The 283-nt window shown below is 62.9% G+C and carries 1 protein-coding gene; it reads right to left on the bottom strand.

The genetic code is table 11. From position 1 onward, the window contains the following. Positions 1-283: AAA family ATPase (locus ACLJNW_RS24550; RefSeq protein ID WP_410961262.1), on the bottom strand; the 283-nt coding region annotated here is incomplete at both ends.

The raw sequence follows: 283 nt of genomic DNA, 5'->3' as shown, positions 1-283 counted from the left end.
GGATCAGGGTGTTCTTGAAGTCGATCACCCGGCCTTCGCCGTCCTCCATCACGCCCTTGTCGAAGACCTGGAAGAAGATCTCGTGGACATCCGGGTGGGCCTTCTCCACTTCATCCAGCAGCACCACGCTGTAGGGCTTGCGACGCACCGCCTCGGTCAGCACGCCACCCTCGCCGTAGCCGATGTAGCCGGGCGGGGCGCCCTTGAGGGTGGAGACGGTGTGGGCTTCCTGGAACTCGCTCATGTTGATGGTGATGACATTCTGCTCGCCGCCGTACATGGC

Source organism: Salmonella sp. SAL4457 (assembly GCF_046548235.1).
Classification (GTDB): Bacteria; Pseudomonadota; Gammaproteobacteria; order Enterobacterales; family Enterobacteriaceae; genus Salmonella; species Salmonella enterica.
Note: the sequence above shows the minus strand (reverse complement) of the source record. Positions and strands in the feature narration are given on the sequence as shown.